Source organism: Pantoea sp. S18 (assembly GCF_045689705.1).
GTDB lineage: Bacteria > Pseudomonadota > Gammaproteobacteria > Enterobacterales > Enterobacteriaceae > Pantoea > Pantoea symbiotica.
On the sequence record NZ_CP142688.1, the window covers coordinates 1,513,126 to 1,536,066 of the forward strand.

A 22,941-nucleotide genomic window follows, 5' to 3' on the forward strand; every position below is an offset into this window, starting at 1 on the left:
GACGCAGGAGTATAAAACAGTAATGACCGCGATCACACCATAATTGCGGGTGGCAGGTCGAGGGTCATTTGTGCCATTGTTAATGAATTGTAGCCTTTTCAACGAACGCACGCATTGACCGTGGCAACCGAGGCACAACCCGCTTAGACTTTGACGGGTCAACATATTAACGATTTAACGATGCGAGAAGGACTCATGACGCAACAGCCGCAAATTAAATATCGCCACGACTATCGTGCGCCGGATTACACCATTACCGATATCGACCTGACTTTTGATTTGGATGCAGCTTCGACGCGCGTTACGGCGGTCAGTCAGCTGAAGCGTCTGGGTGCGCCGGGTGCGGAACTGCGTCTGGATGGCGAAGATCTCACACTGGTATCGCTGGCGGTGGATGGCAATCCGTGGTCGCATTACCGCGAAGAAGAGGGCGCGTTGTTCATCAGCCAGCTTCCGGACAACTTCACTCTGACCATCATTAATGACATTCATCCGGATAAAAACACCGCGCTTGAAGGGTTATACCAATCCGGCGAGGCGCTCTGTACCCAATGTGAAGCCGAAGGTTTCCGCCACATTACGTGGTATCTCGATCGCCCGGACGTGCTGGCGCGCTTCACCACCACCATTATTGCCGATGCCGCGCGTTATCCTTATTTGCTCTCCAACGGCAACAAGCTGGAGAGCGGCCGCCATGAAGATGGCCGCCATTGGGTGAAGTGGCAAGATCCGTTCCCGAAACCGTGCTACCTGTTTGCGCTGGTGGCCGGTGATTTCGACGTGTTACGCGATAGCTTTACTACCCGTTCAGGCCGTGATGTGGCGCTGGAGATCTTTGTCGATCGCGGCAACCTCGATCGTGCCGATTGGGCAATGACCTCGCTGAAAGCCAGCATGAAGTGGGATGAAGAGCGCTTTAACCTCGAGTACGACCTCGACATCTTTATGATCGTCGCGGTGGATTTCTTCAATATGGGCGCGATGGAGAACAAAGGCCTCAACGTCTTCAACTCCAAATATGTGCTGGCGAAAGCTGAAACCGCCACCGACAAAGATTACCTCGGTATTGAAGCCGTTATCGGTCACGAATATTTCCACAACTGGACCGGCAACCGCGTGACCTGCCGCGACTGGTTCCAGCTCAGCCTGAAAGAGGGTTTGACGGTGTTCCGCGATCAGGAGTTCAGCTCCGATCTCGGTTCGCGCGCGGTGAACCGTATCGATAACGTACGCGTGATGCGCGGTGCGCAGTTCGCGGAAGATGCCAGCCCAATGGCGCATCCGATCCGTCCGGATCAGGTGATCGAAATGAACAACTTCTATACCTTAACGGTGTATGAGAAAGGTTCAGAAGTGATCCGCATGATGCACACCTTGCTGGGCGAAGAGAACTTCCAGAAGGGCATGCAACTCTATTTCGAGCGTCATGATGGCAGCGCGGCGACCTGTGATGATTTCGTGCAGGCGATGGAAGATGCGTCGAATGTCGATCTGTCGCAGTTCCGCCGCTGGTACAGCCAGGCGGGCACGCCAATTCTGACGGTGCGCGATGACTACAACCCAGAACTGGAACAGTACACACTACACGTCACCCAGCGCACGCCGGCCACCGCCGAGCAGAAAGAGAAGCTGCCGCTGCACATTCCGCTGGATATCGAACTGTACGATAACGAAGGCAAGGTGATTCCGCTGCAGCATAACGGTCATCCGGTGCATCACGTGCTGAACGTTACCGAAGAGTTCCAGACCTTTATTTTCGATAACGTTTATTTCCAGCCGGTGCCGTCGCTGCTGCGTGAATTCTCTGCGCCAGTGAAGCTCGACTACAAATGGAGCGATGCGCAACTTACCTTCCTGATGCGCCACGCGCGCAACGACTTCGCGCGCTGGGATGCGGCGCAAAGCCTGCTGGCGACCTACATTCGCCTCAACGTGGCGCGCCATCAGCAGGGTCAGCCGCTGTCGCTGCCGCTGCATGTGGCTGACGCGTTCCGCGCGGTATTGCTGGATGAGCAGGGCGATCCAGCGTTGAAAGCGTTGATTCTGTCGCTGCCGTCTGAGAATGAAATCGCCGAACTGTTTGATGTCATCGATCCGCTGGCGATCTCGGCAGTACGCGATGCGCTGGTACGTACGCTGGCTAAAGAGTTGAGTGACGAATTCTTCGCGCTCTATCTGGCCAACCAAAGCGGCGAATACAAAATTGAGCATGCGGAGATTGGCAAGCGCACGCTGAAAAACGTCTGCCTCGGCTATCTGGCGTTTGCCGATGCGGCACAGGCCGACAAGCTGGTGCAGGCGCAATATCAGCAGGCGAACAACATGACCGACGCATTAGCGGCGCTGGCGGCAGCGGTAGCGGCGAACCTGCCATGCCGCGATTCGCTGCTGGCGGCCTATGATGAGCGCTGGCATCAGGATGGTTTGGTGATGGATAAATGGTTTGTGCTGCAAGCCACCAGCCCAGCGGCGGATGTGCTGAGCAACGTGCGTGAGCTGCTGAATCATCGTTCGTTCACCATGGGCAACCCGAACCGTATCCGTTCATTGATTGGTGCGTTTGCCTCAGGCAATCCAGCGGCATTCCACGCCAAAGATGGCAGCGGTTATCAGTTCCTGGTGGAGATGTTGACCGATCTGAACACGCGCAACCCGCAAGTGGCTGCACGGATGATCGAGCCGCTGATTCGCCTGAAACGCTACGATGCCGATCGTCAGGCGCTGATGCGTAAGGCGCTGGAAACGTTGAAAGGGCTGGATAAGCTTTCTGGCGATCTGTACGAAAAGATCACCAAGGCGTTGAACGCGTAAAAGTAACCGTAGGGTCGCCATTTATGGCGACCTCTATCACTAACTCTGCTGCGCAAACTTCAACGGCTGTTCCGACAAACCGCGTTTCATCACCCGATCCAGTACTTCCGCTTCCAGCTCTGCTAGCCGCGCTGATCCACGACGGCGTGGTCGTGGCAAATCGACGAGCAAATCCAGGCCAATCTGTCCTTCCTCGATGAGCAGCACGCGATCGGCAATCGCCACCGCTTCGCTGACATCGTGCGTCACCAGTAGCACAGTGAAGTTATGCTGCTGCCACAGCGACTCAATCAATCCCTGCATTTCGATGCGCGTCAACGCATCCAGCGCACCGAGTGGCTCATCGAGCAGCAGCAAACCTGGACGGTGAATCAGCGCACGTGCCAACGCCACGCGCTGTTTCTGTCCGCCGGACAATGCAGCAGGCCACTCGTTGGCGCGGTCCGCCAATCCCACTGCTTCCAGCGCGTCCAGCGCGGCCGCACGCCATTCGCGGCCTTTCAGTCCCAGCCCAACGTTATCAATCACCTTTTTCCACGGCAGTAAGCGTGAATCCTGGAACATCAAACGCGTATCTTCGCGTGCCTCGGATAACGGCGCATTGCCCGCCAGCAAGGAACCGCGCGTGGTTGATTCGAGTCCCGCCAGCAGACGCAGCAAGGTACTTTTCCCGCAGCCGCTGCGGCCGACGACGGCGACAAACTGCCCGGACGGAATATGCAGATCGATATTATTCAGGATGGTGCGATCGCCATATTGCTTGCTGACGCCATTCACACCAACCGGCGTACCGCGATTTAAACGCGCCGGATTTAGGGTTGCGTTGCTCATGCGTTCTCCTTCAATTGGTAGGCTGGATGCCAGCGCAGCCAGACGCGCTCCAGCAGTTGTGCTGCAACGTCGGCCAGTTTGCCGAGCAGGGCATAGAGAATGATGGCCACCACCACCACGTCGGTTTGCAGGAATTCACGGGCGTTCATCGCCAGATAACCAATGCCAGAGTTAGCGGAAATGGTTTCGGCGACAATCAGCGTCAGCCACATCAGGCCAAGGGCAAAACGTACGCCAACCATAATAGAAGGCAGCGCACCTGGCAGAATCACCTGAATGAACAGGCTCCAGCCAGACAAGCCGTAGCTGCGCGCCATCTCAACTAAACCCCGATCAATGTTACGAATGCCGTGATAAGTGTTGAGGTAAATCGGGAACAAGGTGCCGAGCGCCACGAGGAAAATCTTGGCGGATTCGTCGATGCCAAACCACAGAATCACCAGCGGAATCAGCGCCAGATGCGGCACGTTACGCAGCATTTGCACCGAGGTATCCAGCAAGCGTTCACCCACGCGCGAGGTGCCGGTTATCAATCCCAGAATCAAACCAATCGAGCCGCCAATGGAGAAACCGATGGCGGCACGCCAGCTGCTGATCGTCAGGTTTTGCCACAGTTCACCGCTCACCGTCAGCTTCCAGAAGGTGATGAGGATGTTTTCTGGCGACGGCAAAATACGCGTCGACAGCCAACCCACTTGCGATGCCAGTTGCCACACCGCAATCAGCACCACCGGTAAAACCCAGGGCAGTACAGCATTCGTTAGCTGTTTTTTAACGTTCGCCATGATCCGCTCCTTTAGCTCTGCGACACTTTTTGCGGCGTGAAATCGTTGGCCACCGCTTCACCGTGCGCTTGCACCACACGCGGTTTCGGCACTTCCGGAATCGCTAAATCGAGGTGCGGGAACAGCAACTCGCCAACGCGATAAGCCTCTTCCAGATGCGGATAGCCGGAGAGAATAAATGTCTCGATGCCGAGATCCTGATACTCCTGCATGCGCGCCGCCACGGTTGGGCCATCGCCCACTAACGCGGTTCCCGCGCCGCCGCGTACCAGACCGACACCGGCCCACAGATTCGGGCTGATTTCCAGCTTGTCGCGACGTCCACCGTGCAGTGCCGCCATGCGCTGCTGGCCCACTGAATCAGTGCGCGCAAACGCGGCCTGCGCTTTGGCAATGGTGGCATCGTCAAGGTGAGCAATCAGGCGATTCGCCGCTTGCCACGCTTCTTCATTGGTTTCACGCACAATCACATGCAGACGAATTCCGAAGCGCACGGTGCGGCCTTGCGCTGCCGCTTTGGCGCGCACTTGCTCAATCTTCTCTTTGACTAACGCGGGCGGTTCGCCCCAGGTGAGATAAACATCAACCTGCTCGGCGGCCAGATCCTGCGCGGCATCCGACGATCCGCCAAACCACAGCGGCGGACGCGGTTCCTGCACCGCTTTAAACATCAGACGCGCACCGCGTACTTTCACATGCTTGCCTTCGTAATCGACCGTTTCGCCTTCGCTAACCCGACGCCAGACGCGGGTAAACTCGGCGGATTCTTCATAGCGTTCGCGGTGATCGAGAAATACGCCATCGCCGGCCAACTCTTCCGGATCGCCGCCGGTGACCAGATTAAACAGCGCGCGACCATTCGACAGACGATCCAGCGTGGCGGCCTGACGCGCCGCTTGCGTCGGTGAAATCACGCCCGGACGCAGTGCAACGAGGAAACGCAGACGCTGCGTCACCGGAATCAGTGATGCTGCCACCAGCCAGGCATCTTCACAGGAGCGGCCGGTGGGGATCAGCACGCCGCCGAAGCCGAGGCGATCCGCCGCCTGCGCAATCTGTTGCAGGTAACCATGATCAACCGGGCGCGAACCTTCCGCTGTGCCAAGATAGTGACCATCGCCGTGCGTCGGGAGAAACCAAAATACGGATACGCTCATGATTAATTTCCTTTGGGCTGGGCGGATTGTGGATGCCAGATGCGGTCTGCGATATTCACTTTTACCGGCATCAGATGATTGGCATAAAACAGATCGGCCGTTTGCTGTTGGGCCTGCGCGGTATGGGCGCTGACCGGCGTAATGGTGGTGGGTGGACGATGGTCGAGATAGCTGGCAATTACCGGTTTCGGTAAGCCCATGGCGTTTGCCAGCAGATCGATACTCTGGTCGCGCTGACTGCGCGTTAATGCATCGGCGTCGCTGAAGGTATTCAGAACCTGCTGCACGAAGGCGCCGTTCGCTTCGGTGTATTTGCGCGTGGCTAAATAGAAGGAGCCGGTTTGATTGAGTTTGCTGCCATCGGCCAGCACGCGCACGTTGCCTTGCAGCAGCGCGGCGGAGTAGTAAGGATCCCAAATCGCCCAGGCATCAACGTCACCTTGCTGGAACGCGGCGCGCGCATCGGCGGGCGTCAGATAGGTTGGCTGAATATCTTTAAAACTCAATCCGGCCTGTTCCAGCGCACGCAACAGCAAGTTGTGCGAGCTGGAGCCTTTCTGGAACGCCACTTTGTGGCCTTTCAGTTCGGCCACGCTGTGAATCGGGCTATCTTTCGGCACCAGAATTACTTCGGCCTGCGGCTTGGGTGGCTCCGAGCCGACGTACAGCAGGTCGGCACCCGCAGCTTGGGCAAACAGCGGCGGGATATCGCCGGTGCTGCCCAAATCGATGCTATCGACATTAAGCGCCTCGAGCATCTGCGGGCCCGCCGGGAATTCCACCCACTTGATATTGGTATGCGGGAAGCGCTGCTCCAGCAGCTTGTGGGTTTTCGCCAAAACCATGCTCACCGAACCTTTCTGATATCCGATACGCAACTGTTCGGGTGCGTCGGCGGCCAGGGCGCTCACGCTCAAGGTGAGCAGTGCCGCTACGGCTGGCATGAGTAAACCCGTCAATATCCTTTTCATCTCTCTTCCTTTATACCGCTTGTGCGTAAGGTTGGTGGCGACGATGCAGCGCGTGCCAGAAGGTATCCAGCGCTTCATCAATGCGTTGCGATAGCAGCGGATCGAGCAGCGGCTGGCGATCGTAATCAGTAATCTGGCCGTCAGTGGCGAACACGCCATGCAACACTTCCTGCGCCTTCAGCGCATTCAGCACCGGCTTCAGCGCGTAATCCACCGCCAGCAGATGTGACGCGCTGCCGCCGCTTGCCAGTGGCAGCACCACTTTGTGCTCCAGCGCGCGCTCTGGCAGCAGATCGAGCAGAGTTTTCAGTGCGCCGGAAAACGAAGCCTTATAAATAGGCGTGGCGACAATCACGCCATCTGCCAGCGCCAAATCAGCTTTCAACGCGGCTAAGGCAGGTGAATCGAAGCGTGCATAGAGCAAATCTTCAGGCTGGAAGTTGTGAATATTCCACGGAATCACTTCGACACCGCGTGCTTCCAGCGCGTGCTGGCAAAGGCTCAGCAGCGCAGTAGAGCGTGAAGGGTAGCGAGGGCTGCCCGCCAGCGTAATAACCCGCATGGTCACTCCTTATAACTGAAAGTTATTGATTATCTGATATTCAGAACTGATGTGTTCAATACTGTCAGAGCAGGCAGCGAGGCTTAAATGATTTATCTGGTAATCCTAAGTCGCAAAATGGGATAGCCAGCGACATATAAAGGAAGGATAAAAAAGCTGCCGATGGGTGCTTAGGCATAATCTGAAAAGCGGTGCAGGAAGTAGGCGGTTATATAAATCCTGAGGCCCATTGGACGGAGTTTAATGATTAAGGGTCGTAATGCATGGGTAAAACAGAGGAGTAACCGGAGAAATATATTTACACAGACCACGTGGATACCGGATAAATGCGCCGGTTACTATTGAAAGATATGGGGAAAAACCAGCAATTCACCACTATTCATTTTTTTATGAATCGGATTAAACTTAGCAAGCTTTGATTGTTTCCTAATATACCGTGGTTTTTATTTCGCGAAATTTATGTCGAAACGCGAATAAAGGTTAATAAAATACGTGCCATTCATCTCGCTGGTTACAACTAATGCAACTTTGCGTAGATCAACTTCACACTTCATGCAGTCGCGCTAAACAATGAATCTCTTAAGTTACGTGTTAATGCTAATAGTGGTTGGAATTACAATCCCCGGCCTGTTTATAATTGGTTGAGCTAATTTCCGCTAGAACACGATAACGATATTTCACTTATTTATTTACGCCCGCGTTTTGTGGCGTGAACTGCCGTTGCGGCAAGCCAATTTATTCTTAGGGAGATAAATATGGGTAGTTCTTCATTTGCTCAGGATTTAACTGAGCAGCAGGTCGTGCCTGCCACCTTCAATCGCATCTCACCCTCACCTAAAGCAGAAGAAGAGCTGGTGTGTTATTGGCTGCAACCCGATGCCGCGGGCGCGCATCTTACTTCTTCATTGCTGCCAACCTTCCCGCACAGCACGCCTGCAGAAGATGACTTCCTGCTGTTCAGCGCGGAGCGCAGCGCCTTGCCGGCCAGCCTGCTGCAGGACGTGGCGAAGCTCAGTAACCAGCGTCCAGAGCTGAACTGCTTTATTATCTCACTGGCGAAGCGCGAGCTGGCGAACGGTTTACACTCGTCTCTGCAGCTGTTTCAGCAACTGCATGAGCAACGCTGGTGGCAGCAGGGCGGCTTCGCGGTGATCTTGCGTGCTGGCCTGGCCCGCGTGGGTGCGCCGCTGACGCGTATTCAGGATGTGATGCTCGCTGGATTACTGCATACGCAAACGGCGTGGGTGCTCGACTACGCCAGCGAAGCCTCGCTGACCACCAAAGCCGATGCCTCGCCGCGCTTAACTTATCAGCAATTTATTACTGATTATGAAAAACTCACGCGTTTGTCACACTATATTCCGGAGCGAAACCGCTATCGGGAAAGTTATTTACGCAGCGGCTTATTACAATTAGTCCAGTACGAGTTAAGTGGCGCGGCGAAATTCTCAGATAATACCCGCCATGCATTAACCTACTTTGCGGAAAACTTCCCGGCCAAGGGTGCAATGGAAAAACTTATGTTGAAACAACCTGACATCTATTTCTCCATGATGAAAATGAGAAAAAGGCTGGGCGCTTAGCACCAAGGTTAATTTTAAGAATAACTCCGGTGTGCGCGTGAATACTTTTATGTCACGCTTAAGGCCACTGAGATAATCCCCAGATGCCAAAACACCTATGTCTATAAAACGTAACGCGATTGCCAACTATGTTGGTCAAATCTATCTGACGCTGTCAGGTATTTTGGTTGTACCACTTTATATTCAACACTTAGGAATGGAAGCCTACGGTTTAGTGGGCTTCTTTTCGATCTTATTAACCTGGCTGCAATTACTCGATGCCGGAGTTTCTACTACCTTAATGCGGGAAGCGGCGCGCTATCGTGCCAATCAGGCGGAGTTCGTCTGGTTCCCGGCGCTGTTTGCCACGCTGACCAAATTCTTCCTGTTCTCCACTATTGTGCTGGTGGTGTTGGGTTGGCTGGCAACGCCGTGGATTGCCACGCATTGGTTGGATGCACGTCATCTTCCGGCGGGCGATGTGGTGATTGCCGTGGCGATTATGGTGATTACCGCCGCGATTCGCTGGCGCACCAGTCCGTATCGCAGCGTAATTGTCGGCTTCGAACATCAAGTCTGGCTGAACGGCGTCAACCTGGTCATCACCACCTTGCGCACCTTCGGCGCAGTGCTGGTGATTCAGTTCTTCTCTAATCCGGTATTGGCGTTCTTCATCTGGCAGTTGCTGGTGTCGATTGCCGAAGCGGCCTGCTGTATCTACAAATCCTGCCAGCTGATTCCAAAGGCGGCACGCAAAGAGAAGCGCGGCGATCTGAAAGAGGTACTGAAACCCTTTATTCGTTTTGCCCTCAGCGCGGCATTCTCCAGTGCGGTGTGGACCTTTATTTCGCAAATCGACCGATTGGTACTTTCCAAGACGCTGCCGCTAAGCGAATACGGTTCGTTTACCGTGGTGGCGACGGCTGCGACCGGCATTCTGTTGCTCAGCAGCCCGATAATGCAGGCGATTGTGCCACGCATGACCGGCATGAAAACCCGTAAAGAGGGCGATGCGGAGTCGCTGAAACTCTATCGCTACACCACGCAGGCGGTGGCGATCTTTATGGCGCCGCTCAGCATTACTATTGCCTGTTACGCCGGCCCGCTGCTGTGGGCATGGACGCAGAAGAGTCAGATTGTTGATGAGATGTCGTTTGTTCTTAGCCTGTACGCGTTGGGCAGCGGCATTCAGGCCATCTGTGGCTTGCTCTATCACCTTCAATACATCAACGGCAACCTCAAGCTGCACATGAAAGGCTTCACCTGCTTTGCCGTGCTGCTGGTGCCGCTCAACATCTGGTGCGCTATTCACTACGGCGCGTTGGGCACCGGTTGGTTGTGGCTGGGGCAAAACATCTTCTATCTGGTGGGTTGGGCTTGGCTGGTGCATCGCCGTTTCGCGCCTGGCATTCATTTCACCTGGTTAACCCGCGACGTAATGCTGATTTGGGCGGTATCCGCCGCCATCGCCTGGTTGAGCACTTTCTTGCCGATCGAGTGGAATCAAAATCGCTGGATCAACCTGCTGTGGCTCGGCTTGATTGGCGCGTTCAATCTTGGTGTCTGCTGCCTGCTGCACAGCGTGGTGTTGAAGCGTCTCAGAATTCCGTTGTTTAACGTTGAGGAAAGAGGATGAGCATGATGTCATCTCACCGTATCCCTACGGTTTCGGTCATCATTCCGAACTGGAATTGCGCGCCCTGGCTGCCAGAAGCGATGAGTTCTTTGTTGCGGCAGTCATCGCCGCCGGAACAGATCATTGTTATCGATGATGGCTCCAGCGATAGCAGCGTGGCCTGGCTAACGGCGTTTGCGGCTCAGCATCCGCAGGTGATGCTGCTGAGCGGTGAGCGCGGTGGCGTCAGTGCCGCGCGTATGAAAGGACTGTCAGTCGCAACCGGCGATTTTGTTTACTTCATGGATGCGGATGATTTTGTCTCCACCGATTTGTTCGCCGACTTCCGTCGCGTGCAGGCGCGCCATGAGGATATTGACCTGTTCTGCTTTGGCGCAAAAATGTTCTTCGATCTGCCCGCCGCGCAGCGTCACTATCAAACCATTCATCAGCGTCACGTCAGTGGATTATTGCCCGGCGGCAGCACCAGCTTGCGTACGCTGATGCAGCATCAGTCGGCGCACCGCGTGGTGTGGAGCAGCATCATTTCGCGTCGCTTAATTGATCAACTGGCGCTGCAGTTTCTGCCGATCCAAAACCATGAAGATGCCCCGTACATGTTCGCGCTCTATCTGCAGGCGCGTAACATTTATTGCACCAGCCAAAGCTATTACTACAAGCGCTTTATGCTGACCTCGTTGTCACAGAGCACGCGCGATTTTTCCTACGTGAAAAACTACTTTATTGCGCGTGAAAGCAGCGAACAGTTCCTGCGTGACCAGCAATTGTCGGTGGATGCGTCCTTGCTGGACAGCTATTACCAAACGGTGATGCACAGCTGTCTGGCGCAGATCCGTAAAAATAACATGGTGATCCCGACAGATTGGCAGCCACAGGTGAATCAGCTGGTACGCAATGTGTTGCAGCACAGCGCGCGTTTGAAGCTGATGTGGTACTGCCCGACGATTTACAGTGGCCTGCAGGCGTGTCGTGAACAGCTTGGCCGCTATTCTGCACGACGCTGATAACGATCAAATTGTGATGCAGTAGAACAATTTACTTTTGCGCCAGAGCACCTTACCATTCTGGCGCACATTTTCCCGTGCACCCCGACTTCCCTGGTTTCCGTCATTGAGGAGAGTGCATGTTATATCCTATCGTCCGGCCGGCGCTGTTTAAGCTTGATCCTGAGCGTGCGCACGAACTCACCTTTCAACAACTGCGTTTTATCAGCGGCACTCCGCTGGAAGGGCTGATTCGCCAGTCGCTGCCATCCCGTCCGGTCACCTGCATGGGATTAACCTTCCCGAACGCGCTCGGCTTAGCGGCTGGCCTCGACAAAAATGCCGAGTGCATTGATGCCTTCGGCGCGATGGGCTTTGGTTTTGTCGAAGTGGGAACGGTAACGCCGCTAGCGCAACCGGGAAATGATAAGCCGCGTATGTTCCGCTTAGTGCCTGCGGAAGGGATTATTAACCGCATGGGGTTTAATAATCACGGCGTTGATCATCTGATCGCCAACGTCAAAAAGTCGCGCTTTAAAGGCATTCTCGGCATCAATATTGGCAAAAATAAAGATACGCCGGTTGAGAATGGTAAAGACGATTATCTGATCTGCATGGAAAAGGTATATGCCCACGCCGGTTATATTGCCATCAATATTTCCTCACCGAACACGCCAGGATTACGTACGCTGCAATATGGTGAAGCGCTGGACGATCTTCTCTCTGCCATCAAATTAAAACAGCAAGAGCTGCAAGAACGGCACCTTAAATATGTGCCGGTGGCGGTAAAGATCGCGCCGGATCTTACCGAAGAAGAATTGATCCAGGTTGCCGACAGTTTGCTGCGCCACAATATTGATGGTGTGATTGCCACCAATACCACGCTCGATCGTTCGCTGGTGACCGGCCTTAAATATGCCGAAGAAGCAGGTGGATTAAGTGGTCGTCCGGTGCAATCACGCAGCACCGAAGTGATTCGCCGCCTGGCGCAAGAGCTGCAGGGCCGCTTACCTATTATTGGCGTCGGCGGTATTGATTCGCTGGTTTCAGCGCGCGAGAAAATTGCCGCGGGTGCAACATTAGTGCAGATATACTCCGGATTTATTTATAAAGGCCCAGGCTTAATTAAAGATATCGTGACCCACCTCTAAGACATTTCCCACTTTACTGCGCCGAGGGGTTTATTTATCCCTTCGGCTCGTTTATATTTTGTCCTGCTGGTGCATTTTTCAGCTTTTTCTCAGATTTATTTTTTTAATTAAGCGCCATTTAGCGCAGCGATAAACCACAGGGCAGATCATGAAAATCAAACCTGATGACAACTGGCGTTGGTATTTCGACGCAGAGCATGACCGCATGATGCTGGATTTAGCCGACGGCATGTTATTTCGCTCGCGCTTCTCGCGCAAAATGCTGACGCCTGATGCATTTAATATCAGCGGCTTTTGCGTTGATGACGCCGCGCTCTATTTTACTTTTGAAGAACGTTGCCGTCAGAGTGGATTAAAAGGCGATCAGCGTGCCGAATTAGTTTTAAACGCGCTGGTGGCCAGCCGTTTTCTCAAACCCTTGATGCCTAAAAGCTGGCACTTTACTAATCACGCGCACAGCTGGCAGCCGGCTGCGGGCGATATGGTGGCGGTGACGCTAGCCGATAGCGGCGAGCAGGCACAACTGTTTGTGGTTGAAAGCGGTGAAAATGCGGCGCTGTGCTTATTAGCGCAAAATGCGTTAACCGTGGCGGGTAAAGGTATGCAGTTGGGTGATGCGATCAAGATCATGAACGATCGTTTACGTCCACAGCAGCAGGAACAAACCGCCCACTTTGCGCGGGCGGTGTAATCGGCTTACGCCAGTTCGATATCGCCTGCCGGAATACAGCTGCAGCTTAAGATCGTGCCATCTGCGCGCACCGCGCTTTTCTTCAGTGCTTTCACTTCACCCGCGACCAACGTTACTTTGCAGCTGCCACAGAGTCCGGCGCGGCACGAGTAGGGAATGCGGAAACCCTGCATCTCCAGTTGTTCCAGCAACACTTGCTGATTGTCGCCGCTAAAGCGCGCACCCTGATAATCGATAGTTACTGCGCTGTGACTGCTGGCGACCGGCGCCAGCGTTTCGACCACGGCGCCGGTACCGTAAGCGCGCGGCGTTTGCTTCTCTAAAATGGTCACTGCATCGCCGACGCGAATAATGCCGCTGTTGAGCGCAATCAAATTCAGGCCGAAATCGATATCGCCGCTACCATCCTGCGCGCTGCGGAAACCCTGCAAGGTGGTGAGCGGTTCGCCATTAGGATGTTTACGACCGGTTTCGGTGCCGACAGTGGTAAACACGCAGCGGCTGCAAGGCTTCGGCATTTCAAAAGTGATCTCGCCAATTTGCAGACGCTTCCAGCTATCTTCTTCCCACGCGGCCGCGCCGCTCACCACCAGATTGGGGCGGAACTGCTCAACGCGCACGCTGGCCGGACAGCGCTGTTGCAGATCCTGCAATGAGGCCATATTGACCAGCAGGTAGGGAAAACCGTCGGCAAAGCTCAGCGGCACGTGATCAAAACGCTTCACGCGGCGCGTCGGTTCCGCGCCGGTCCAGCGCAGTTGCACCGGACGCGGGAAGAAGGTGCTCAACCAGCTATTAATCGTTTCCGGTGCAATACGCGCGGTGAAATGGTTGCCCCATACTTCGGTAGGTGACTGCTCAGCGGTAAAATCATTGAAGCGGATCAGCGCCTGCGATCCATCCGGTGCTTGTAAAAACAGGCCATCAGGCAGCAGCGCAGGTGTGAAACGCACCATTTCCGGAAACTGGCGCGCGGTCACAAACGTGCCGTCCAGTTCGGTCACCATAAAGATGCGATCAAAGCCCAGACCGCTTTCCAGCACCTGCGCATGTGACAGTTGCAGACCGCGCATAGATTTAACGGGATGGATGTAAAGGCGTGAAAGCGTAATCATCACCACTCCAGAAATAGGGTCATAAGTTTAAAAGAAGCTAACTTTATGACATAGCACGCTGATTCGCTATAATGCGCAGCAATTTAAGCAAGAGTAAAAAGTGACGATATGAATTCTCTGTTTGCCAGTACGGCGCGTGGGCTCGAAGAGCTGTTGAAAAGTGAGCTAGACGCGCTGGGTGCGCAGGATTTGCAGGTGGTGCAGGGCGGCGTCCACTTTCAGGCCGACGACCATGTAATGTACCAAAGCCTGCTGTGGAGCCGTCTGGCTTCGCGCATTTTGCTGCCGCTGGGAGAATTTGGCGTCTGGAGCGATCTCGATCTTTACGTGGGTGCGCAAAGTATTCCATGGACCGAGATGTTCGACAGCAACACCAGTTTTGCCATCCATTTTAGCGGCACCAACGAGGTGATCCGCAACAGCCAGTTCGGTGCGCTGCGTATCAAAGATGCCATCGTGGACAGCTTTACCCGTCAGAACCTGGAACGTCCGAACGTTGATCGTGAACAGCCGGGCATCCGCATCAATGCGTGGCTGAACAAAGATCGCGTCAGCATCGCGCTGGATCTAAGCGGTGATTCACTGCATCAGCGCGGCTATCGCCAGCAAACCGGCGCCGCGCCGTTAAAAGAAACCTTAGCGGCGGCGATTGTGATGCGTTCCGGATGGCAGAGCAGCACGCCGCTGGTCGATCCGATGTGTGGTTCCGGTACGCTGCTGCTGGAAGCGGCGTTGATCGCCTGCGATCGCGCGCCTGGCCTGTTGCGTACCCATTGGGGCTTCAATCGCTGGAAGAAACACAATCAGGCGGTGTGGCAGGAGGTTCATGCTGCCGCGAAAGAGCGCGCACGCGTCGGCACCGCTGCGGCGACCGCCCGTTTCTATGGCTACGATAATGACAGCCGCGTGCTGGAATCAGCGCGCGCCAACGCCCGTCGTGCCGGCGTGTTCGAGCTGTTCACCTTCGCGCAGCAGGATGTGATCAAGCTGAAGAATCCGCTGGCGGGCAAAGAGATTACCGGCACGGTATTGAGCAACCCGCCGTACGGTGAACGTCTGGAAAGCGAGCCAGCGCTGATTGCGCTGCACAGCCAGCTGGGCCGCATCATGAAGCAGAATTTCGGCGGCTGGAATCTTTCGCTGTTCAGCGCCTCGCCAGAGCTGCTGAGCTGCTTGCAACTGCGTGCCGATCGCCAGTTTAAAGCCAAAAACGGCCCGCTTGAGTGCGTGCAGAAAAACTATCAGTTGGCTGCGACCAGCGCAGAAGGCGGCGCGCAGATCGCGGAAGATTTTGCTAACCGTCTGCGCAAGAATCTGAAGAAGCTGGATAAATGGGCGCGTCAGTCGAATATCGACTGCTATCGTCTGTATGACGCCGATCTGCCTGAGTACAACGTGGCGGTCGATCGTTACGCTGATTGGGTGGTGATTCAGGAGTATGCGCCGCCGAAAACCGTGGACGCCAACAAAGCGCGTCAGCGTCTGTTCGATGTGATCAGCGCCACGCTGAGCGTGCTGGAGATCCCGGCGAATCGTCTGGTAATGAAGACCCGCGAGCGCCAGAAAGGCAAAAGCCAGTATCAAAAGCTGGGCGAGAAGGGCGATTTCTTCGAAGTGCAGGAATTTGATGCGCGCCTGCTGGTGAATCTCACCGATTATCTGGATACTGGTTTGTTCCTCGATCACCGTATCGCGCGCCAGATGCTGGGCAAAATGAGCGCAGGCAAAGATTTCCTCAACCTGTTTGCCTATACCGGCACCGCCAGCGTGCACGCCGGTTTGGGTGGCGCGAAAACCACCACCACCGTAGATATGTCGCGTACCTATCTCGAGTGGGCCGAGCGCAACCTGCGTCTCAACGGTTTAACCGGCCGTCAGCACCGCCTGATGCATGCGGATTGCCTGAGCTGGCTGCGCGAGAGTGATGAGCAGTTCGATTTGATCTTTATTGATCCACCGACGTTCTCTAACTCAAAGCGCATGGAAGACGATTTCGACGTGCAGCGCGATCACATGATGCTGATGCAGAACCTGAAACGTCTGCTGCGTCGCGGTGGCACCATTATGTTCTCCAACAATAAGCGCGGCTTCAAAATGGATCTCGACGGCTTAGAACGTCTGGGTCTGCAGGCGCAGGAAATTACCCAAAAAACGCTGTCGCAGGATTTCGCGCGCAACCGTCAAATTCACAACTGCTGGCTGGTTAGCCACGCCGGTAAGGAATAAGTTTTATGTCACTGATCAGTATCCATGGCGCTTACCTCTCGTTCAGCGATGCGCCGCTGTTGGATAACACCGAACTGCATATCGAAGAGGGCGAACGCGTCTGTCTGGTTGGCCGTAACGGCGCCGGTAAATCGACGCTGATGAAAATCATCAACGGCGAACAGCCGCTGGATGATGGCCGCATCATTTATGAGCAGGATTTGGTGGTGGCGCGTCTGCAACAGGACCCGCCACGCAACATTACCGGTTCGGTTTACGACTTCGTTGCCGAAGGCGTGGCCGAGCAGGCTGAACATCTCAAGGCTTATCACGCGATTTCCCATCTGGTGATGGAAGATCCAAGCGAGAAAAACCTCAACGAGATGGGCCGTCTGCAAACCATTCTTGATCACCAAAACCTGTGGCAGCTTGATAGCCGTATCAACGACGTGCTGCTGCAGATTGGTCTCGATGCGGACACCGAGTTGTCCTCGCTTTCCGGCGGCTGGCTACGTAAAGCGGCATTGGGCCGCGCGCTGGTGAGCAACCCGCGTGTGCTGATGCTTGACGAACCGACGAACCACCTCGATATCGAAACCATCGACTGGCTGGAAACGTTCCTCAAGACCTTTAGCGGCAGCATCGTGTTCATCTCGCATGACCGTTCATTTATCCGCAACATGGCAACGCGTATTGTCGATCTCGATCGCGGCAAGCTGGTTTCCTGGCCGGGCAACTACGATCTGTTCCTGACCGGTAAAGAAGAAGCGTTGCGCGTCGAAGAGATGCAGAACGCCGAGTTTGACCGCAAGCTGGCACAGGAAGAAGTGTGGATCCGTCAGGGCATCAAAGCGCGCCGCACGCGTAACGAAGGCCGCGTACGTGCCTTGAAAGCGCTGCGTAACGAGCGCTCTGCACGCCGTGAAGTGATGGGCAAAGCCAATATGCAGGTCGGCGAAGCGGCACGTTCCGGCAAAATCGTGTTTGAGATGGAAGATGTCAATTACAGCGTGGGTGGCAAAACCCTGGTGAAAGACTTCTCTACTCAGGTACAGCGCGGCGACAAAATCGCCCTGATCGGCCCGAACGGTTGCGGTAAAACCACCTTGCTGCGTTTGATGCTGGATCAGCTGAAAGCCGACAGCGGCCGCGTGCACTGCGGTACTAAACTGGAAATCGCTTACTTCGATCAGCACCGCGCCGAGCTGGATCCGGATCGTACCGTGATGGATAACCTCGCCGAAGGTAAGCAGGAAGTGATGGTTAACGGCAAACCGCGCCACGTGCTCGGTTACCTGCAGGACTTCCTGTTCCATCCGAAACGCGCCATGACGCCGGTGCGCGCTTTGTCCGGCGGTGAGCGTAACCGCCTGCTGCTGGCGCGTCTGTTCCTCAAGCCAAGCAACCTGCTGATTCTCGATGAACCAACCAACGACCTCGACGTTGAAACGCTGGAGCTGTTGGAAGAGCTGGTGGATGGTTATCAGGGCACCGTGATGCTGGTGAGCCACGATCGTCAATTCGTCGACAATACCGTGACCGAGTGCTGGATCTTTGAAGGCAACGGCGAAATCGGTACCTTTGTTGGTGGCTATCACGATGCACAGCAGCAGCGTGCCGCTTATAAGCAGGGCAAAGCCACTCAAGCCAAATCGGCTGCACCGGCGAAAACCGCAGACAAAAGTGACGCCGCCAAACGTCCGGCCAACAAGCTAAGCTATAACCTGGCACGTGAGCTGGAACAGCTGCCGCAAAAACTGGAACAGCTGGAAACCCGTATCGGTGAGTTGCAGGCTAAAATGAGTCATCCGGACTTCTTCAGCCAGCCACACGATAAAACCCAGCCGGTTCTGGATGCGTTAGCGCAAACCGAACAGGAACTGGAAGTGGCGTTTGAACGTTGGGAAGAGCTGGAAGCGCTGAAAAACGGCGCGTAATCGGAAGGAGTCAGCATGTGTGCAGCGGATCAAGCGCATCAGTGGAGTCTTTGTCCACAGTGTGATTTAACAGTAAAGCTGCCCGCTGTACCGGTCGGCAGCCGTGCGCGTTGCCCGCGTTGTCACACCACGCTGCAAGCCAACTGGCAGGAGCCGCGTCGACGTCCGACCGGCTACGCCCTTTCGGCGCTGTTTATGCTGGTGCTGGCCAATCTGTTTCCTTTCATCAATATGCACGTCGCGGGATTGAGCAGCCAGATATCGCTGCTCGAAATTCCGCAGGTGATGGATCGTGAAGATTACCGCAGCCTGGCAACGCTGTTTCTGCTGTTTGTGCAGGGCATTCCAGCCTTCTGCATGATCACCATTATCCTGCTGGTCAATAACGTTCGCATGCCGCATAACCTGCGGCTTGGGTTGGCGCGCGTGCTGTTTCAGCTGCGTAGTTGGGGCATGGCGGAAATCTTTATGGCTGGCGTGCTGGTCAGTTTCGTCAAGCTGATGGCGTACGGTGAAATTGGCCTCGGCAGCAGCTTCTGGCCGTGGTGTCTGTTCTGCGTGCTGCATCTGCGGGCGTTTCAATGCGTTGATCGCCGCTGGGTGTGGCAACGTATCGATCCGTTACCGCCGCTGCCGAAAGTGCCGCTGGCCGGTATTAGCGGCTTAAAACAGGGTTTGCGTAGTTGTCCTTGTTGTACTGCTATTCTGCCCGCCGACCAACTGTCGTGTCCGCGTTGTGGTGTGAAGGCGCATGCGCGCCGCAAGAACAGTCTGCAATGGACGCTGGCGCTGCTGATCACCTCGGTGATGCTCTACATTCCCTCCAATATCATGCCGATCATGGTGACCGAAACGCTCGGTTCGCAATATCCTTCGAACATTATGGCCGGGGTGATTTTGCTGTGGAGCGACGGTTCGTGGCCGGTAGCGCTGGTGATATTCATCGCCAGTATCATGGTGCCTTCGCTGAAAATGCTCGCGATCGCCTGGCTGTGTTGGCACGGCAGCGGACGCGGCGGGCGCGATGATGAAAAGATGCACGTGATTTATGAGGTGGTTGAGTTCGTTGGCCGCTGGTCAATGATTGATGTGTTTGTCATCGCCGTTCTCTCTGCGCTGGTGCGGATGGGAAGGCTGATGAGTGTGTATCCTGCGCCGGGTGCGCTGCTGTTTGCCATGGTGGTGATTCTCACGATGTTCGCCGCCATGACCTTTGATCCGCGCCTGCTGTGGGATCGACAACGAGAAACTGAACGTAAGGAGCCGCGTCTTGACGGACAACCATCACGGGACTGCTAAGGTCGACCAGATTAAACGCTGGTCACCGGTCTGGATTGTACCCATCGTCACGCTGTTAATCGGCGGATGGATTCTTTTTTATCACTTCAGCCATCAGGGCCCGGAAGTCACGCTGATTACCGAGAATGCGGAAGGCATTGAAGCCGGTAAAACCACCATTAAAAGCCGCAGCGTTAACGTCGGCGTGGTGGAAAGCGCGGTTCTGACCGACGATCTGCATCACGTAGAGATTAAAGCGCGTCTCAACTCCGGCATGGAAAAACTGCTGCAGGGCGATAGCGCATTCTGGGTGGTCAAACCGCAAATTGGCCGCGAAGGTATTTCCGGTTTAGGTACCTTGTTGTCGGGTGCATACATTGAACTGCAGCCGGGCGCGAAGGGCGATAAGCCAGAGAGATACCAACTGCTGGATGCGCCGCCGTTAGCGCCGCCGGATGCCAAAGGCATTCGTGTCACGCTTGACAGTAAGAAAGCAGGGCAGTTGAATCCGGGCGATCCGGTGCTGTTCCGTGGTTATCGTGTCGGCTCGGTAGAAACCAGCACCTTTGATACCGATAAACGCATGATGGCTTACCAGCTGTTTATCTCGGCGCCTTATGATCGCCTCATTACCACCAACGTGCGCTTCTGGAAAGACAGCGGCATTGCGGTAGATATGTCGGCATCCGGCATGCGCGTAGAGATGGGATCGCTCACCACGCTGTTCAGCGGCGGCGTCAGTTTTGACGTGCCGGACGGCGCTGAGTTGGGCCGTGCTGCGGAGAACAAAGCGGAATACCATCTTTACGACGATCAGCGCAGCATCCAGGATTCGCTCTACAGCGCTCACACCGATTTCCTGCTGTTCTTCACCGATTCGATTCGTGGCTTGCAGGTTGGCGCACCGGTTGAGTTCCGTGGCATTCGTCTGGGTACGGTTTCACAAGTGCCTTACATGATTCCAGGCGTGAACCAGGCGCTGAATACTGACTATCGTGTGCCAGTGCTGATCCGCATTGAGCCGGACCGTTTTGTTAATCGTCTGGGCGGGGATTTCAATCTTGAGCAGCATCTGCAGGAAGGCAAAAAACGCGGTCTGCGTGCGACGCTGAAGACCGGTAACCTGCTGTCTGGCGCGCTGTTTATCGATCTTGATTTCTACGACAACGCACCGGCGTATAAAGGCCCGAACGAAGTGGCAGGCCTGGAAGTGATTCCGACCGTCAGCGGCGGCCTGGCGCAGATTCAGCAGAAATTGATGGCGGCGCTGGATAAGATTAACGGCTTGCCACTCAATCCTGTGCTGAACGAAGCCACCGGTACCTTGAAAGAGAGTCAGCGCACGCTGCAGCAACTACAGAAGACGCTGGATAACCTCAATCAGGTCACGGCGAATCCGGCGATGAAAACGCTGCCTTCAGATATGCAGCAAACCCTGCGCGAACTGAATCGTAGTATGAAAGGGCTGCAGCCAGGTTCGCCGGCTTACAGCAAGCTGGTGGGCGATATGCAGCGGCTTGATCAGGTTTTACGTGAACTGCAGCCGGTGCTGAAAACGCTGAATAGCAAAAGTAACGCGCTGGTGTTTGAAGCCAAGCCGGGCCAGGATCCACAGCCAAAGAGGGCGAAACAGTGAAAAAAGGGCTAATTATCGGGGCGCTGTTGCTGCTGGCAGGCTGCAGCAGCACCATTGAAAATACCTATTATCAGCTGCCGGCAGGCAATAATGTGGCGCGCGTTGAAAGTGCCGCTGGCACTGGACAGCCGATGATTTGGGTCGAGCAGGTGACAGTGCCGGATTATATGGCGGGCAATGGCCTGGTGTATCAGACCAGCGATGTGAAGTACGTGATTGCGGCCAATAACCTGTGGGCCAGTCCGCTCGATCAACAGCTGCAGCAAACGCTGATCAGTAATCTCAGCAAAGCGCTGCCTGGTCGTTTGGTTGCTGGTGCTCCGCTGGGCGATAGCCACGATACGCTTTCCGTCAATGTCACCGGTTTCCAGGGACGTTACGATGGGCAAGTGGTGGTGAGTGGCGAATGGTTACTGCAGCATCAAGGGCGCCTAATCAAACATGGCTTTAATCTGACGCTGCCGCAAACTGAAGATGGCTATGATGCGTTGGTGCGTACTCTGGCTCTCGGCTGGCAGCAAACGGCGCAACAAATCGCAAATAGTGTCGTTTCGCTAAATTAAGATTTGTTCGATGCTTATGCTAAGTCCTTGATTTGCTGTAGTGTGATCGCAGTCAAATCAGGGGCTTTTTTTATTGCCTAATCAGCCAGATAGACATTCCACTGACAATTCTACATGGCACTTTAACGTCAAAAACATGACATTGGCGTGAATTTTGCGCATTGACCTTTCTTCTGCATCGGGTTAGAACATTACTGTGGTTGAACATTATATCGCCACTCTTTCTTTCCACCCAGATTCCACCAGACCTGAAAAATGAGGGAAACGAGGCATGAAGAGACAGAAGAGAGACCGCCTGGAACGAGCACATTCACGAGGCTACCAAGCCGGGATTACAGGGCGTTCAAAAGAGATATGCCCTTATCAATTGATCGATGCACGGTCTCACTGGTTGGGAGGTTGGCGTCAAGCCATGGAGGACAGGTCAGCGGTGGCCTAGCACTGCTGGATGTCTATCATTATGGAAGAAACCTCCGCTGCGTGCGGAGGTTTTCGTTTGGAAGGACTAGAAAGCGGAAGTGTCTTTGAACAGACCCACTTTCAAATCAGTCGCAGAGTAAATCAGGTTCCCGTCAACGAAGACTTCACCATCTGCCACGCCCATCACCAGTTTACGGTTGATCACACGCTTGAAGTGAATTTTGTAGGTCACTTTCTTCGCGGTAGGCAGGACTTGTCCAGTGAACTTCACTTCACCCACGCCCAATGCGCGGCCTTTACCTTCTGCGCCTAGCCAGCCGAGGTAGAAACCAACCAGCTGCCACATCGCATCAAGGCCGAGACAACCCGGCATCACCGGATCGCCAATGAAGTGGCAGTCAAAGAACCACAGGTCAGGGCGGATATCCAGTTCGGCTTCTACGAAACCTTTATCGAATTTACCGCCGTCTTCGGTCATTTTGACCACGCGGTCCATCATCAACATGTTGTTGGATGGAAGCGGCGGTCCATTTTCGCCAAACAGTTCGCCGCGACCCGAGGCAACCAGGTCTTCTTTACTATAGGATTCGCGTTTATCTACCATGTTCTCAATATGCCTTCTTTTAGTGAAGCCCGAATATTAGCGA

Annotated in this window: 19 protein-coding genes; 12 read left to right on the forward strand and 7 right to left on the reverse strand. The window is 54.8% G+C overall.

Going from position 1 to position 22,941, the window contains the following annotated elements:
- Window positions 1-195: 195 nt before the first annotated feature.
- Window positions 196-2,811, forward strand: a complete 2,616-nt coding sequence (gene pepN / locus VIJ98_RS06825; RefSeq protein ID WP_323272941.1) for an aminopeptidase N — start codon at window positions 196-198, stop codon at window positions 2,809-2,811.
- Between the two features lie 39 nt (window positions 2,812-2,850).
- On the opposite strand, the gene ssuB is transcribed toward pepN, so the two are convergent.
- From ssuB to ssuE, 5 genes are read right to left on the reverse strand one after another with little or no spacing between them, the layout of a single operon-like run.
- Window positions 2,851-3,642 (reverse strand): aliphatic sulfonates ABC transporter ATP-binding protein, encoded by a 792-nt coding sequence (ssuB, locus tag VIJ98_RS06830; RefSeq protein WP_323272943.1) that lies wholly within the window; start codon window positions 3,640-3,642, stop codon window positions 2,851-2,853.
- The gene (gene ssuC, locus VIJ98_RS06835) at window positions 3,639-4,427 is read right to left on the reverse strand and encodes an aliphatic sulfonate ABC transporter permease SsuC (protein WP_323272945.1); all 789 of its coding nucleotides are present in this window, start codon (window positions 4,425-4,427) and stop codon (window positions 3,639-3,641) included. Before ssuC ends, ssuB begins: the two co-directional genes overlap by 4 nt.
- An 11-nt stretch (window positions 4,428-4,438) precedes the next feature.
- A complete protein-coding gene (gene ssuD, locus VIJ98_RS06840; RefSeq protein WP_323272947.1) occupies window positions 4,439-5,584 on the reverse strand; it encodes an FMNH2-dependent alkanesulfonate monooxygenase in 1,146 nt (381 codons plus the stop codon).
- A 2-nt stretch (window positions 5,585-5,586) separates the two neighbouring features.
- Window positions 5,587-6,555 carry a sulfonate ABC transporter substrate-binding protein gene (locus VIJ98_RS06845; protein WP_323272949.1) on the reverse strand — a complete coding sequence of 323 codons (969 nt, stop codon included), beginning with the start codon at window positions 6,553-6,555 and terminating at the stop codon, window positions 5,587-5,589.
- Window positions 6,556-6,565: 10 nt separating this feature from the next.
- Window positions 6,566-7,117, reverse strand: a complete 552-nt coding sequence (gene ssuE / locus VIJ98_RS06850) for an NADPH-dependent FMN reductase (RefSeq protein ID WP_008102350.1) — start codon at window positions 7,115-7,117, stop codon at window positions 6,566-6,568.
- A 755-nt stretch (window positions 7,118-7,872) separates the two neighbouring features.
- Between ssuE and VIJ98_RS06855 the strand changes: the two genes are divergently transcribed.
- From VIJ98_RS06855 to VIJ98_RS06875, 5 genes are all read left to right on the forward strand, one after another.
- The gene (locus VIJ98_RS06855; protein ID WP_323272951.1) at window positions 7,873-8,700 is read left to right on the forward strand and encodes a hypothetical protein; all 828 of its coding nucleotides are present in this window, start codon (window positions 7,873-7,875) and stop codon (window positions 8,698-8,700) included.
- Between the two features lie 97 nt (window positions 8,701-8,797).
- The gene (locus VIJ98_RS06860) at window positions 8,798-10,315 is read left to right on the forward strand and encodes a lipopolysaccharide biosynthesis protein (protein WP_154152979.1); all 1,518 of its coding nucleotides are present in this window, start codon (window positions 8,798-8,800) and stop codon (window positions 10,313-10,315) included.
- A 2-nt stretch (window positions 10,316-10,317) separates the two neighbouring features.
- Entirely contained in the window at window positions 10,318-11,319 is a 1,002-nt protein-coding gene (locus VIJ98_RS06865; RefSeq protein ID WP_323272955.1) for a glycosyltransferase, read from the forward strand.
- Between the two features lie 119 nt (window positions 11,320-11,438).
- Complete coding sequence (pyrD, locus tag VIJ98_RS06870) at window positions 11,439-12,449, forward strand: quinone-dependent dihydroorotate dehydrogenase (protein ID WP_154192141.1); 1,011 nt, start codon at window positions 11,439-11,441, stop codon at window positions 12,447-12,449.
- Window positions 12,450-12,597: 148 nt separating this feature from the next.
- Complete coding sequence (locus VIJ98_RS06875; protein ID WP_312664670.1) at window positions 12,598-13,140, forward strand: cell division protein ZapC; 543 nt, start codon at window positions 12,598-12,600, stop codon at window positions 13,138-13,140.
- Between the two features lie 5 nt (window positions 13,141-13,145).
- On the opposite strand, the gene VIJ98_RS06880 is transcribed toward VIJ98_RS06875, so the two are convergent.
- A complete protein-coding gene (locus VIJ98_RS06880) occupies window positions 13,146-14,255 on the reverse strand; it encodes an MOSC N-terminal beta barrel domain-containing protein (RefSeq protein ID WP_323272959.1) in 1,110 nt (369 codons plus the stop codon).
- A gap of 108 nt (window positions 14,256-14,363) precedes the next feature.
- Between VIJ98_RS06880 and rlmKL the strand changes: the two genes are divergently transcribed.
- The 6 genes from rlmKL (at window position 14,364) to rmf (ending at window position 22,313) form a co-directional block, all read left to right on the forward strand.
- Window positions 14,364-16,481 carry a bifunctional 23S rRNA (guanine(2069)-N(7))-methyltransferase RlmK/23S rRNA (guanine(2445)-N(2))-methyltransferase RlmL gene (gene rlmKL, locus VIJ98_RS06885; protein ID WP_008101457.1) on the forward strand — a complete coding sequence of 706 codons (2,118 nt, stop codon included), beginning with the start codon at window positions 14,364-14,366 and terminating at the stop codon, window positions 16,479-16,481.
- Between the two features lie 5 nt (window positions 16,482-16,486).
- Window positions 16,487-18,397 (forward strand): ABC transporter ATP-binding protein, encoded by a 1,911-nt coding sequence (locus VIJ98_RS06890; protein ID WP_061717097.1) that lies wholly within the window; start codon window positions 16,487-16,489, stop codon window positions 18,395-18,397.
- 15 nt (window positions 18,398-18,412) lie between these two features.
- Window positions 18,413-19,696, forward strand: coding sequence for a membrane integrity-associated transporter subunit PqiA (gene pqiA, locus VIJ98_RS06895; RefSeq protein ID WP_323272963.1), 1,284 nt, complete (start codon window positions 18,413-18,415; stop codon window positions 19,694-19,696).
- Window positions 19,668-21,311 carry an intermembrane transport protein PqiB gene (gene pqiB / locus VIJ98_RS06900; RefSeq protein WP_008101450.1) on the forward strand — a complete coding sequence of 548 codons (1,644 nt, stop codon included), beginning with the start codon at window positions 19,668-19,670 and terminating at the stop codon, window positions 21,309-21,311. The genes pqiA and pqiB overlap by 29 nt, the downstream gene beginning before the upstream one ends.
- Complete coding sequence (pqiC, locus tag VIJ98_RS06905; protein ID WP_008101448.1) at window positions 21,308-21,874, forward strand: membrane integrity-associated transporter subunit PqiC; 567 nt, start codon at window positions 21,308-21,310, stop codon at window positions 21,872-21,874. Before pqiB ends, pqiC begins: the two co-directional genes overlap by 4 nt.
- 271 nt (window positions 21,875-22,145) lie before the next feature.
- Window positions 22,146-22,313, forward strand: a complete 168-nt coding sequence (gene rmf / locus VIJ98_RS06910) for a ribosome modulation factor (protein WP_071531634.1) — start codon at window positions 22,146-22,148, stop codon at window positions 22,311-22,313.
- 66 nt (window positions 22,314-22,379) lie between these two features.
- Here rmf and fabA read toward each other — a convergent pair whose 3' ends face one another.
- Window positions 22,380-22,898: a bifunctional 3-hydroxydecanoyl-ACP dehydratase/trans-2-decenoyl-ACP isomerase gene (fabA, locus tag VIJ98_RS06915; protein WP_007887361.1), complete on the reverse strand. Its 519-nt coding sequence runs from the start codon at window positions 22,896-22,898 to the stop codon at window positions 22,380-22,382.
- Between the last annotated feature and the right edge of the window lie 43 nt (window positions 22,899-22,941).